The sequence below is a fragment of the Bacteroides sp. M10 genome (genome assembly GCF_014334015.1).
Taxonomy (GTDB): Bacteria; Bacteroidota; Bacteroidia; order Bacteroidales; family Bacteroidaceae; genus Bacteroides; species Bacteroides intestinigallinarum.
Window position 1 is genome coordinate 1481801 of sequence record NZ_CP060488.1, and the last position, 15303, is coordinate 1497103.

The window sequence follows — 15303 nt, forward strand, 5'->3', positions numbered from 1 at the left end:
TTATTCAGCAATGATTTCTACAATCCGACTGTTCAGTTGTTGAGTAGTAAACACTTCCAGTCCCACATTCATCAGATACTCTCCTGAATACAGTTGATCGTTACCTTGAAGCGAAGAATTGCTACCCGGCATCAAATTGATTTCCTTCACACGATACATTCTATCAGCATCCAATCCCTGCAAACGTACCGGTAATACCTTTTCTGCATAACGCGGATGGATATCAAATGCATACAACACAGCTTTATTCTTATCTTTATTTACATACATAGAAGAGGTATGATTACTGCCATAAGGAGAAACCAAACGATACAGATCTCCATCAAGAATTACAGGTTTCAAACGATTATAATTTTCCACAGCCTGATTGCAATAGATATGGTCATTCTCGTTCATATCATCCAGCTTGATATCAAAACCCAGTTTACACATCATTGCCACATCCGTACGGAACTTGATGCTGGTTCCCCGGTTCCAGGTCGTAACATGTGCACACATCGTCTTACTAGGAAATATTTGTGAGAATCCCCATTGAATAAATAAACGTTCGATAGGGTCCGTATTGTCGCTAGGCCAGAATTCCGTAAAGTATTTCAATGCTTCGAAGTCAGAGCGTCCGCCGCCACCGGCACAAAGCATCATCGGCAAATCCGGATATTTATTTTTCACACGCTCCAACACTTTATACAGTCCGCGCACATATTCGATATACAGATGCGACTGTTTATCCTTCAGATAGGAAGAGTAGATATTGGTGATAGGACTATTGCAATCCCACTTAAAGAAAGCGATTCCCGGATAGTTTGTCATCAATTTGTCTACCACACCGAATACATGATCCTGCACTGCCGGATTACTCAAGTCGAGTACCAACTGATTTCTGAAATAATATTCATCCCGATTAGGCAGATGAATCACCCAATCTTTATGCTTTTCATACAGTTCACTTTTCGGATTCACCATTTCAGGCTCTATCCATATTCCGAATTTGATACCTTTCTTTTGTGCCTCTTCTACCAAACGTCCTACACCATTTGGCAGTTTATCCGCCGTTTCTTTCCAATCACCCAGTCCTTGATGATCGCTGCTACGCGGATATTTATTACCAAACCATCCATCATCGAGCAGAAACATATCCACTCCCAGTTTGACAGCCTCATCCATCAATCCAATCAACTTATTCTCATCAAAATCAAAATAAGTAGCTTCCCAATTGTTAAGTAGTGTCATACGGGTCTGGTCACCCTTCTTAACCTGATACTTGCGCGCCCAATCATGAAAGTTACGGCTGGCCTCTCCCTTACCGTTCAGGCTATAAGTGAAATAAAAATCTGGTGTGCGAAAAGTTTCTTTGGCAGGAAGGTTGTATTCCGAAGCGTACGGATTAATACCGGAAATGATACGAAGTTCATTCTTATTATCCACTTCAAAGGTAAAACGGAAGTTACCTGTCCACCCCAAAGTACCGACTAATACCTCTCCTGAATTTTCCTCCGACGGAGCACCCAGAGACAACTGGAAAAACGGAGAAACAAACATATTGGCACGCGCACCCAACTTGGTATCAATCGTTTTTTTACCAAATGCCAATTCACGCTCGGCTATGTTAACCTCATGTGCCCAGTCACCGGAAAACTCTGTGAGAAAATACTTATCACGGTTAAGATGGAGCATGGAAGAAGCATATTTGCTCAATACAACAGGTTTCTTCTCCTGATGATTGATTTCAGTGAATGTCTTGATGATATTTTCCGCAGTATACGTTATATAGTGCAATTTCACAGTCACAGGATATTTGTCATCCTTTAGGGTAATCACCGTTTCTACACTTCCGTCATTCTGTCGGCTACTACTATGTTCCACATATTTCAACAATAAAGATGGGTTTCCATCATTATGAAGCACTTGAATAGCCGGCTCGAAATAATCCTCTGCCCCATGTGTGATATAAACCTCGGTTCCCTGCGGCAAGTAGGCAAAGTCCGATTCATGATTCAGTTTTTTACCCAGATAACGCTGGTATAAACGACCGTTGTCTCCCACCTGAAAGATCAGGCTTGTGCAATCAGTTTCAATCTTAATAATAGGTTTGTCAGCTGCCTTCAACATACAGGAGATGCCCAAAAGACAGAATAAGAGAATAGCTTTTACTTTCACGGTATATTTATTTAATGTTATTGCAATTATTTTTTATTTATCAGTACGGAACGGAGCAACCGGAAGTCCAGCAATTCCATAAAGATTACACTCCGGATTATCCGCCCATCCGTAACGTGCCGCAATGGGTATTTCCACTTCCGGCGATTCAAGGATCACCTCTTTCCCCCGGATAGTGGCAGTTGCCTGATGAAATACTTGATCCGGTCCGGCAACAATAAATCCTTTGGGTTCGCCTGCTGCGGCTTTCACTTCACAATCGAAGCTAAGTATCAGTTTATTTCCCGAAATACGGTAGCTCTGAAAAGTCGGTACATCATACGTGCCCCTCTGATAAGTATTTGCCAACGACAGGAGAGCCAACCGTCTTCCCACCTCCTGTTTGTTTTTAGGGTGAATATCCTGCGCTACACCAAGGTCAATAGCCGATACCATACCTGTACCTTCCATAGAAAGTGCATCGGCCTGCGCTTCACGTAATGCAGCCCATTTCGAATCGGGTTGTACTTCTTGACTACGCAAGTAATTTGCCAACTGCACGAAGTAGAAAGGCAGCTCCTGTTTCCATTGTTTTCGCCAGTCGGCTATCAGCGACTGAAAAAGAGGGGAATACTGCCGGTCACGACCTACATTAGCTTCACCCTGATACCATATAACACCCTTAACTGGAAAAATCGTGAAAGGATGTACCATTCCGTTATACAACACAGACAGATAACTGGAGCCCTCCGGTGACATGGGTGCAGATGGCAATTCATCCAAAGTTAATCCGATGCGATAGTTCCAGCTTCCGGCCAATGATATTTTCCGTTCACCCATTTCTGCATACAAAGTTTCTGGTTTTCCATGAATACCGCCTTCTCCTCCGAAATCAGATACACGAACTGTAATAATACCTTTGCCGACTTTAACTTCCGCAGCCGGAATCGTATACTTCCGGAAGGTGGCAAACCCCGACCCTCTGGCTATTTCCTTACCATTGTAGTAAGTAATATCTTCATCATCTATCATTCCCAGACTAAGAGTTACCTCCTGTCCTGCCCATTCAGCAGGAATATCTATCTCCTTTTGAAACCAGACAATACCGTCGAGCCCATCCAGTCCTTTTTCTTCCCAATAACCGGGTAACTCCATAGACTTCCATTCTTTCCCGGTCTGTAAAGCCGAAATCCATTGCGGAGTCTCTTGAGCAAAACCGGCATCCCGGATAATAAACTGTTCACGCCAGTCTTTCATCTCTTGTTGATAAACAGCAGAAAGAGCTTCTTTATTAAAATTCAGTCTCCTCATTTTAGCTGCTTCTTCCTGAAAACCCATCACCTGTTGCAAGGTGCCGAAGCTTGTCCATGCTTCGGCCGGAGTGCCGCCCCAAGTACAATCTATCACACCAACAGGTACATTCAATTCCTTCCACAACTGACGGGCAAAGAAATAAGCGACAGATGAAAACTCCGGAACAGAGGAAGGGCTACATTCCTGCCACCCCCCTCCATTCATTTCTATGTTATCCTGCGGAGTTAAAGATACAGTCTTTTTTACCTGTAATAGACGAATAAACGGATAATTAGCTTCCGCCACCTCCTGTTCATAATTCATAACCTTGCCCCATCCGGCAACCGGCATTTCCATATTGGATTGTCCGGAACAAAACCAGACTTCCCCCACCATTATATTCCGCAAAGTCAGTATTTCGCCATCTGAAAGCGTAATTTGATAAGGACCTCCGGCGGCAGGAGTAGGTAACTGCAAAATAAAACTTCCATTCACTCCCGCTTTAACTGCATATTTCCGGTTATCCCAACTCGTTTTTACTGTGACTTGCTTACCAGCTTTTGCCTTGCCGGGCAATGTCAACGTACTCTTTTGCTGTATCACCATATGATCGGTGAAAAACGAAGGTAAAGTGACTTTAGCCTGTGTACAAACAGCTATGCACAGAGCCACAAGAGTCATTCTATATTTATTCATTTTCGATTAGTTAATTGATTCCCGGCTATTAGTTGAATTCCAGCACTTTCACATCCTTGGCAGGTATAGTAATTTCTATCTGATTTCCGGCAGTAGTCCGGTTACCACTCCATAATTCTTTCACCTGATAACTGTGCGTTTGCTCCAGTCCTATTCTATCCAACGAAAGTGTCATTGTCTGCTCCTGTTCCGAATAGTTGAAAAGTGCGCAATGGAATGTTCCATCTTTCTCCTTTCTTACAAAGATCTGTTCCGATTGAGCTCCATTTCCCTCTACCGGACGGAACACTTCACCCGTGGCAAGAGCATTGATATCAGGATTCGTCAGATATTTCAACGCTTTGTCTTTCCCGTCTTTTCCTCCGGCTGCACTAAAATCATCTCCACCAATGTAGATACCTGTAATAACGCCAGAAGTGATACGCGCCCGATTTTCACCGTCTGTAGCATCTCTCAACACAATATGGTCTGCATCATTGAATTGATAGATGTACTTCTGCCACCATCCATAAGACAATGCATTCAGTGTGTATTCGGTATCCTTGATTTTATTCCATGCATCGCAGGCAATTCTACGCGACTGGGCATATTGTGCCGGAAAAACAGGAGAAATAGAAAGATTGATATACATATCTCCAAAATATTTATCCAGCAACTGCATCCCATAATTATACCCCTGAATGCCTGTCGTCACTTCAGGAAGATACCATTTATCAGCCTCCATCGCTCCATGGGTCATAAAATCCATTTTCACATATTCGAATCCTGTCCGATGAAACAAACCGGATGTCTTTTTCATCATCGCCTCTACAGCAGGATGAGTAGGATCGATGGCATAAGCACCATCCAGCTCCTGTGGTTTTCCGTTAGCATATAGGTAGATATCCTTGTATTTATATTCAGGAGCGGCATCCACCGTCCGTTCGGGGTCACGCGCCCAATCGGTAAACGGAGTCCAGTAGATACCTCCAATCTGACCGTTCGATTTACATTTTGCAATGAATGACTTCAATTGTTCTTCATTCATACAGTCCCAACCGGAATCCAATCCGACATAAACCGTATTATCCGAATTGACAAAATGATGATTTTGAAGATTTTGTTTGATAAAATCCGAAACCTCCATCGCTTTATCATAAGTCAGGTTGAATTGCAAAGCTCCCCAACTGTTCCAACCGAACGGAACCGCTTTTCCCCACTCCTTCGGAGGTGCCATGATTGCATTAACCTTTGCATAAGTTTCCAATCCGTCGCACCAGTTTTCAAAGAATCCCAATAATATTTTGGGAGACTTGATCTTCTTACCTGTCAATGCTCCGTGAGGTTTCACATCTCGCGTCAGTTCATCAGCCACCCCACCATAGCAGACCAGAGAACCGATATTCCGGCTATCTCCTTTGCCGAGAATGATGGCAGTTTTCCAATTATCATGTTCCACCGAACCCACTACAAGCCCGCTACGCCCTTCATTATTAAAGACCGCAGTCACTTCATAGCTGGTGAGTGTATCAAAATCGAGCACATGAGACTGATATCTAATCCATTTATCATTGTCAAACGGCATAAATAAGGCACGGTTATCACCTGCCGGGAGCAATCCGGACATACGGTCTACATTTACAGGTGCCATCCGGTTGGAAGCAATCTTATCATTTCCTTCCAAGGTAAACTCCGTCAATACATATTCCTTATCCGGATAAAGATAAAAGCATTGTATCAGCTTGGGCAAAGATTTATCTGTATATTCAATCTTATACAAGGTTCCTTTTCCAAAAGCATCCAAAATTTTGTGTTTACTTACCTTATGACGGGCATAATCCCGTGTGGTAACCGTCCGCCCTTCCCATAAATAAGAAGCATACAGCCCATCACTAATAATTTTTGACTTTTGAGAAAGCGTTATGCCTCCTTTCTGATCATCGAAGCAGATTTGCCAATCGCCCGTCATCAGGCTTTTATTTTCGGCAATGCACTCGGAAAAAGTGAAGAACAGGAACAAAGTTCCAAGAATGATTTTAAACTGTCGAAGTTTGTTTTTCATATGGTACAATAAATATGGTTTAAATAGAATAAAAGTGTTCCCCAAAGGTAGGCATTGCCAGAAGTATTACTTGACGTAAACAAGTCAAAAAATGAAAGGTTTACGGCAATATGCCGCTCAAACTCTCTGAATCCACAAATATTCTATTTATCCGCATCATTTATAGCATCCGTATTCCTTATATCCTGTGGAACGATGGCTTGCTTTCCACTCTGATACTGTTTCTCGAAATCTTTCGGAGTCATGCCGAATTGTTTCAAAAACAGTTTGCTGAAATAAGACGGAGAATTAATACCCACCATATAACAGATATCTCCAATCCTATATTTACCTTCCTGAATATATTCCGCCGCTTTCTTGAGCCGGATCAAACGGATAAAGTCAAGTGGGGAAAGATTAAATATCGTTTTAATTTTTCTCAACAAACTGGAACGACTCATACAAAGAATATCCGCCATTTTCTCCACTCCGAAATTATCATCGGTTATATTGTCCTCAATAATCCGGATCACCTTATTCATAAATTCCTCATCCGCTTTGTTCATCTGCATATTATCCACAGAGAAGAACGGACGTTTCGAGAATGCTTCCCTCTCCCGGCGGCGGTTATTGAGCAATGACAATACCTGTTCCTTGAGGTAACCGAACGAGAAAGGCTTCTCCACATAGGCCTCCGCCCCATACTTCAATCCATTGATTTTACTGTCAATATCATTCTTGGCAGTCAGGAAGATAACAGGGATATGAGAAAGCTCAAGATCTGACTTAACTTCCTTACACAACTGATACCCGTTCATCACCGGCATCATAATATCACTGATGATCAAATCGACATGGCTGCTTTTCAACACTTCAACCGCTTCTACCCCATTCTTCGCCGTTTCTACCGTGAAACTTTCACGCAGTCTTTCTGAAATGAATGTCAACATATTTTCATTATCTTCTACCAACAACAGAGTATATCCATGCATATCTGTTTCAACGGAAGTCTCTTCATCCAACTCCACAATATCTTTCTGTACGACTTTACTGTTTTGCAGGCTAATGCCTTCTTTGTTCAAAGGAACGGTCAACACAAAAATATTTTCCTTTTCATAGGTAGTGTCAAGAGAAAGCGTCCCTTTATGCAAGGATGCCAATGAACGTGCCAGTGACAATCCGATACCCACCCCATTTTTAGGCATTTCTCCTTTTTCCATCTGATAGAAAGGTTCAAAAATATATTGGCTCACTTCCTCCGGAATCTTGTTTCCATCACTGATTACCCGAATGGTAAAATAAGATTTATCCTTTTCCAGTTCTACCTGTATATGTTTTGTAGCATACTTCAAAGCATTATTGAGCAGATTACTCACAATCTTAGTTATTGCTTCTTTATCTACGGCTGCCCATACCTCTTCTTCCAATAGTTTTAATATCAATTCTTTGTTGTTCAGATTGAAAGTTACTTCAAAGCGGGCTACGATTCCTTTCAGAAGGGCTACAATATCCACACTCTCAAATTTCATGGAAAGTTTATTGGCACCTATCTTCTGGAAGTCAAGAAGTTGTCCGGTGAGTTCAAGCAACCGCTTCGTGTTCTCTACGATGACACTGATATATTTCTTCTTCTTAACTTCCGGAATGTCCTCTTCCTGAATAGCCTCAAGCGGACCGTTAATCAGTGTCAGGGGAGTACGCACTTCATGCGCTATCTCTGTGAAAAAATTTACTTTCGATTCATATAACTCTTTCTCTTTTTCTATCTCAAAGAGTTTCTGACGTTCTTCCATCTGACGCTCCTTACGCCGCTTGTACCATAAAAACCAACAGAATACAACTAAAATGATAGCCAGTATATAAACAATATAAGCCCATACGGACAGCCACCAGGGAGGCAGGATGACAATAGTCAGCGAGCGGGTAGAAGGTTCGGACTTACTGGCATGATGGGTTGCCTTTACCTGAAAAGTATACTTCCCTGGCGGGAGTTTGGCATATGATATATTCTTGTTGCTAGCAGCACGAATCCATTCTTTATCTAGCGGGAGCATACGATAATAGTATTGATTGGTTTCCACTGTAGAATAGCTTAACATAGCAATATCAAAACTGATATTCGACTGGTCATAAGGAAGTACTATTTCACTGGTATGCACAATGCACTGTTTCAAAGGTGAATTCGGACTATGTACAGTAATTTCCTTATTATAAATACTGAATTTGGAAATATAAACCGGAGGTAGCGAACTATCTTGATCGGAAGAGTCAGGATCGAAAGCAATCAGCCCGTCCACTCCTCCAAAATAGAATTTGCCATCACGCGCTTTTAGTGCCGAACGGTAATTGAATTGATTACCCAGTAGTCCGTCTTTATTCGTAAATACGCTTACATCTCCGCTTTCCGGATTGAACCGCACCAGTCCTTTATTAGTTCCAAACCATAAATTAGAATGTTCATCCTCTAAAATATCATAACATACATCGTCCGGTAATCCCTCATTGATGCCGAAAGATGTAAAGTCATCCTGTGCCTCATTATAACGACAAATACCGCCACGGTCGGTAGAGAACCATATATTGCCTTTACTATCTTGCATAATGGAACTAACGGAATTGGAACTTAGTGTATTCTTTTTCCCCGCTTCATATACATAATTCTGAAAAGTTCCCGACTCGGGTTTACATCTCCATACACCATTCCCCATAGATGCCACCCAAATAGTACCATCTTTTGCTTCCATGATACAAAAAGCCCAATTATAACCAACAGCATCCACCCTATGATATTCCTTTTCATTCGGTTCTGCCATATAAAGCCCCCATCCAGTTCCTATCCATTTGTGTCCTTTACTATCTATCATGAAATCATATACGCTACCCTCATCAATACCAAGCTCCTCTTCAGACAAACACCGGATTCGTTCATCAGGCAAGCTAGTTTCATTCATCCCCTGCTTGAATAATCCACTGTAAATACGATTGTTATAATGTCTGACACACAAGGTTATAAGATGGCCCGGCACATTATCATATACTTGGTGCACTTTACCGGAGTGGGGATTCAGCACATTGATTCCATTATCTTCCGTACCAATCCAAATACAGCCGTTATCATCTTCCGCCAATCCCCGGATACGCTTGGTATTCAAAGAATGTCCGTCACTTCCGGGGACGTATTTATCAAACGAAAGACGATGATTCGGCAAATAATTGACTCCACCGAACATTGTTCCGATCCAAATTCCTCCTTGAGTATCCTTATAAATTGAATAAATGATATTATCCGACAGACTAAACGAGCGCATCAGGTCTTCTTTGAGATGCAGCATACTGTTCTTTTTCTCATTGATGATAAACAATCCGTGATGAGAACCGACCCAAAGTTCATCTCCGAAGCAGACTATATCACGCAAGAATGTTTGTCGTTCACCAGGAAAAGGAATATTAGTGAATTGACGAGTATGAGTATTATATTTCAGCAGTTCTCCTTCGTGGATAGCGAGTATAATGTCATCATTCTGAAAACATATACTCATTATATTCTTATTAATCAATGATTTCCCATTGCAATCTGTAAGATACTGTTCAAAAGAGTCCTTATCTTGATTGTATTTGTACAAACCTACTCCGGAAGTACCTACCCAAACTTCTCCTTTCTTGTTGACAGCAATACATTCGGGACTTTCATTTTTTAAATTACTTTTATCCGTAATCGGATAATGACTCACTTTATCTGTTCCGTTAAACCGAAACAAACCCTGATCGGGAATTAGCGCCCATATATTGCCAGTAGAATCAGCAAGTATTTCCGCCACCCAATTGTCCGGGGTAATCTTATCTGATGATTCAGGTTTCAAGTGCGTGAAAATATCCATAGCTGGATCGTATAAATAGATTCCCCGATCGGTTCCTACCCAAAGTTTACGGTCTTTATCTTCATAAAGAGCACTGATATTATGATTGCCCGTTCCAGCTATCTGGTCGTCACAATTGAGTTGAAGGACCGACGTACCGTCATAACGGTTCAGACCGTTCTTCGTACCGAACCACATAAATCCATAGCTATCCTGCAAGATTGTCTTCACATTACTTGCCGACAATCCATTTTCTCCATTGATATGGGTAAAATAAAATTTGGAATATGCTTGTGCCTTGACAGATAGTGCAGAAAGTAACAGACTGCACAATACCGATAATATGAAGATGTATCTTTTCATAGCATGGATATATTATTCGTTATGCCACAAAGATAAAAGATTTTTTTATCCTGCTTACCATCCTATTACAAAAAGAACCGCCAAGCATTTTGATATGCCTGACGGAAATTTGTTCTCCCGGTAAGAAACAAAAGTTACCAGCCGGTGGGCTGACTTATATTAGGATTAGAAGTATCTTCTTGTTGCGGGAGTGGCCATGAATCGAATTTCGGGAATGAACAACGACGTTCCTCCAATTTAATAAATGCCTGGGTATCGGGATTCCATGCACCATAAATAGCACCATTCATCACATCGTTACCAATTCCCCAACGCCGGATATCATCATAACGCTTGCCTTCGAAGCAAAGTTCCACACGACGTTCGCGACGATACAACTCACGCACTTTTTCTTCCGAGTTATAGACAGTTTCATCCATTCGGGGCATTCCGCCACGAACGCGGATAGCATCAATGTATTCTTTCACTTTCGGATCATCCCAGTGCCCTGTTTCAATGAGACATTCAACATAATCCAGCAGTACTTCCGCATAACGATAGATTACGAAGTCAAGGCTACCTTGTCCATTGTTTCCACGATCATCCTCCGTCATAAACTTTTTCATCATATAACCACTGCGTATACCGTCATTTCTGCCAATATAATCACCGCAATCAGGATTGAAAGGATTGAATGTGTAATTAGAAAAACCTGTGTTGTCCCCCGGTGTAAAAATACTCACATTCATACGCGGATCTCTTGCTCCATGATATGGATCTTTTTCATAAGCTTCTCTTTCAGAAGTAGATAAAGATTGAATGGTCCGACCATCTGCCGTTTCATAAGTATCGACAAAAGATTTCAAAACACTCATTACGCCTTGTCCGCCGAAGCTACCTGACATACAACGGAAAAATACACCACTTGAACCTCCTCCTTTAAACAAGATACGCTCTTTGTTCTGCTTTCCCGTATAGGTAAACAAATCACGGTAATTCTTACCCGGATGGTTATCGGAAGCGGTAGAATAATATAGTTCAAATTCGTTACTTTTTATCAGTTCCCATGCAGCCGCTTTAGCAATATCATATCGTTTGAACTGGAGATTGATATCCATCTTCAAAGTCAGGGCGATAGACCGAGACATACGGTCACGTCTTCCTTCATCCCAGATAAACGGAAGAGCTTCTGAATTGATTACTTCATCTAGTTCAGCGTTAATCTTATCCAGACATTCGTTAACCGGGGTACGTGCCATATAAATTTCTGTGGGTAATAAAACTTTGTCTACATACGGAATACCATCATTTCTCCCATACCAGTTCAATAAACGGATATGATACCATGCTCTCCATACTTTTGCTTCCGCTTTCATACGGTCGCGTTCATCTTCATTTGTGAAGTATGCCTTATCAATATGATCAAGCAAGCGGCAACAGTTACGGATTTTCCGATAACATTGGTTCCAGGTATAAAACTGATATTCCCATGGTCCTGGGTTATTATTGTCGGCAGGAGGAACCAGCGAACCGTTTCCCAATTGTTGGATACGCACATCAAAGTTACCCGTAAAATAGACATTATCCGTTGCTCCATCCTGAAATATCATACCGATTTCATCTCCACCCCAGTCACCTTTCACCCATAATTTACAAGTACCAAGCGCCGATTCACATTCTTGTTGCGTCTGCCAGAAATCATCATCTGTCGAAGCGTTCGGTTTATCTCTGGTCAGAAAGTCTTCACAACTACCGAATAAGCCCATAAGCCCGGCAAGGAACAGCCCTTTAAAAATTATTTTATTATATCGTTTCATAATACGTCAATGTTTTAATGATTAGAAATTCAAACTAAGACCTACAGAATAAGTTTTCAGCAACGGATAAGACCCCATCTGACCACGGCTTTCAGGATCAACCATACTTTCTTTGGCAAAAGTAAACGGATTCTGAGCATTCACATATACACGAATACTTGAAACACCTACTTTTTTCAATGACATCTGGTCAAACGTATATCCTACCTGAATGTATTTCACACGACAATAACTTGCATCGAAATGCCAATAATCAGACGCATGGTGATTATTACCATAATCGGGTGACGGTGTCAGTCTCGGATAATGTGCACCGGGATTCGACGGGGTCCAATAATCCAACTGCGCTTTCATGGGTGTCAATCCGTCTCCTGTCAGATTCAATCCGTTAGAGAATGGTGCGCTATAATAAGCATCTACTCCTGTAACTCCCTGAAAAAGAACCTCAAAACTCCACTTCTTATAATTAAAGGAAAGGTTTGCAAAATAGTTCAGGTCGGGCTGGTCATTTCCACGAATTACACGGTCATCGGTAGTAATCTTATTATCAGGTTTTCCATCCGGACCTGACACATCTAAATATTTAATGTCTCCCGGTTGTTGCCCGTCAAAGATGACCACGCCTTCTTTAGGTACCCAATTGCCCGAAGCGTCTTTCGTAAAGTCACTCTCCTGCAACAGACCATCAGTAGGATAAACATAATAACTGTTCAAAGCATAACCGATCTGATTAATTGTAGATCCGTTATCATAAGGCGCTCCAAATAAGTCTATGATTTTATTTTTGTTTTGAGACAGACCACCGTGGATGCTAAAACCGAAATCTTTAAATTGCTTGTCATAATTTACACTGAACTCCCAACCTCTATTGCGTACTTTTCCTGAATTGATGGCACTCGCCCAAATACCACCGATAGAAGAAATAGGAGGGGTAATTAGCATACCAGAAGTCGTCTTTTCGTACCAATCGAAAGTAAGGCTCAAATCCTTGAACAAACGGAGGTCTGCACCGACATTCAGCATTTTCACTTTTTCCCAAGTAATTTTAGGATTACCATATTCCTTTTCTTCACCATTACCCATATCTATAAATGTCTGATATTTATACAGACCGATATTCTCGTTACCAAGCAAACCATACGAACCTCTTAACTTCAACTCATTGATTTCATTCTTCAAAGATTTCATAAATTTTTCTTCATGTACATTCCAACCTACAGCAATCGAAGGAAATACGCCAAATTTTTCACCGTCTCCAAAGCGTGAAGAACCATCGCGACGTACAGTACCTTCCAAAAGATAGCGCCGATTATATGTATAATTTGCTTTAGCAAACATGGAAATCATCGAATAGCTGTCCCAACTATTATTATGAGTCAACTCCTGATTGTAACCTCCGATGACAAACAAACGGTGGTCACCTTTATCATAGGTATATTCAGCAGTACCACCCAAATAATAATAGGTATCATGATCTCTATAATCAGTATAGTTTGCTCCCCATGTATTCAGCAGCACATCTGTGTTGTAATCAAAAAAGTTATAAGCATCACGCATGGATTTTCCTCCACGGCTACTGATACGATAAGAATACTGCCCTTTCAATACCAAATTAGGCAATATTTCCCAACGGGGGGAGATGTTGACGCTGATATTATCTTCATAATCTTCACGTATGCCCGAATGATCGATAAAAGCTGCGGGATTGGCCATCATAGGCCTGTTTCCGTAATAAGTGAAACTACTTCCTTCTTTCTTCGGATAACGAGTCACTGTATTAGGTGGTGTCTTATACATCCATTCAAATAATGACTTGTCGGCATCATCCGTTTTAGGTTGCTTCCGGTTAGTGCGGTAAGCATTGAAGTCCATATTTACAGACAGATTATCCCGCAAACTGACAGTGGTATTGGCACGAATATTCAACCGATCGGAGCTTGTGTGTTCCGTCAACCCCTCATTCTGCATATAATTTACACTCAAGGCAAAACGCGCCAAACTACCACCACCTGAAACAGAGACAGAGTGATTTTGAACATATCCAGTGCTAAACAGGAAATCTGCCCAGTCCGTATCAGGGTATTTATAAGGATCAGCACCGGCTATTGTATTTTTAATTACTTCCTCACTATACAACTCGTCACCTCCAATATTTTTTTTGGCAACATTAGCCATTGTCATATATTCGGCTGCATTTACGAAATCAGGAAGATAAGTTGCTTTTTGAACACCAAAGTAACCATCATACGATACATTAATTTTTCCTACTGTACCACGTTTAGTTTTCACCACAATTACACCATTGGCGGCACGTGCACCATAAATAGCAGCGGCAGCGGCATCCTTCAGAATAGTCACACTTTCAATTGTATTCGGATCCAGTTGATTCATATCCATTGGAATACCGTCAACCAATACCAACGGGTCATTATTAGTATGTAAGGAGGAAATACCGCGAATCTTAATGGAAGCTCCGTCTCCACCCGGCATACCAGAACCTTGCGTAACAGTCAGTCCTGTTACACCTCCCTGTAAAGACTGTGAGATAGAAGTAATAGGCTTAGAATTCAGATTTTTAGTGATATCCAATGTAGATACAGAAGAAATTGAATTCAACTTTTTCTCTTCCGAGTATCCGGTAACTACCACTTCATCCAATGCTTCGGAATCTTCGGACAAAGAGACACTCAAATTACTAATAGCACGGGATACAACATATTCATAAGGTCGGAATCCAAGATAAGTAAATACGATCACATCTCCTTTTTGAGCTTTAATAGAGAAATATCCGTTTGTATCGCTTATGGTACCAATCGTAGTACCTTTAATAAGAACATTGACACCGGCAATAGGAAGCGGTTGCACTGAGTTTTCAAGTATCTGCCCCTGAATAGTCCAATTTCGCTCCTTCGTGTCATTGGCAACAGCAGGTGTTGATTCCAAAGCTAAAGACTTTGTTGGAGTTCCCAACAATAAACAGGCAAATAACAAAGAAATTACTGCCGTCGAGCTTCTTTTCATAAGTTTGAATTTATAGGTAAAACAAAATTGTATTTAATGAATCTCATGTTTTTTATTAGATCTAATATTTATCTTTAAATGCAATGCAAATATACCCGATATATAATGAGTAATTGAGTTA

Annotated in this window: 6 protein-coding genes; all 6 read right to left on the bottom strand. The window is 41.2% G+C overall.

Annotation, left to right across the window (positions count from 1 at the left end; all coding sequences use genetic code 11):
• The 6 genes from H8796_RS05405 to H8796_RS05430 all read right to left on the bottom strand — a co-directional run bounded on the left by H8796_RS05405 (window position 1) and on the right by H8796_RS05430 (window position 15182).
• The gene (locus tag H8796_RS05405; RefSeq protein ID WP_370449161.1) at window positions 1-2109 is read right to left on the bottom strand and encodes an alpha-galactosidase; all 2109 of its coding nucleotides are present in this window, start codon (window positions 2107-2109) and stop codon (window positions 1-3) included.
• An 81-nt stretch (window positions 2110-2190) separates the two neighbouring features.
• Window positions 2191-4125, bottom strand: coding sequence for a sialate O-acetylesterase (locus tag H8796_RS05410; RefSeq protein ID WP_117933327.1), 1935 nt, complete (start codon window positions 4123-4125; stop codon window positions 2191-2193).
• 28 nt (window positions 4126-4153) lie between these two features.
• Complete coding sequence (locus tag H8796_RS05415) at window positions 4154-6166, bottom strand: alpha-galactosidase (RefSeq protein WP_370449157.1); 2013 nt, start codon at window positions 6164-6166, stop codon at window positions 4154-4156.
• A 143-nt stretch (window positions 6167-6309) separates the two neighbouring features.
• Complete coding sequence (locus tag H8796_RS05420) at window positions 6310-10365, bottom strand: hybrid sensor histidine kinase/response regulator transcription factor (RefSeq protein ID WP_117933329.1); 4056 nt, start codon at window positions 10363-10365, stop codon at window positions 6310-6312.
• Window positions 10366-10499: 134 nt separating this feature from the next.
• Window positions 10500-12161, bottom strand: a complete 1662-nt coding sequence (locus H8796_RS05425) for a RagB/SusD family nutrient uptake outer membrane protein (protein ID WP_117933331.1) — start codon at window positions 12159-12161, stop codon at window positions 10500-10502.
• A 21-nt stretch (window positions 12162-12182) separates the two neighbouring features.
• On the bottom strand, window positions 12183-15182 hold the full coding sequence (locus H8796_RS05430; RefSeq protein WP_117933333.1) for a TonB-dependent receptor: 3000 nt from the start codon (window positions 15180-15182) through the stop codon (window positions 12183-12185).
• Window positions 15183-15303 lie beyond the last annotated feature (121 nt).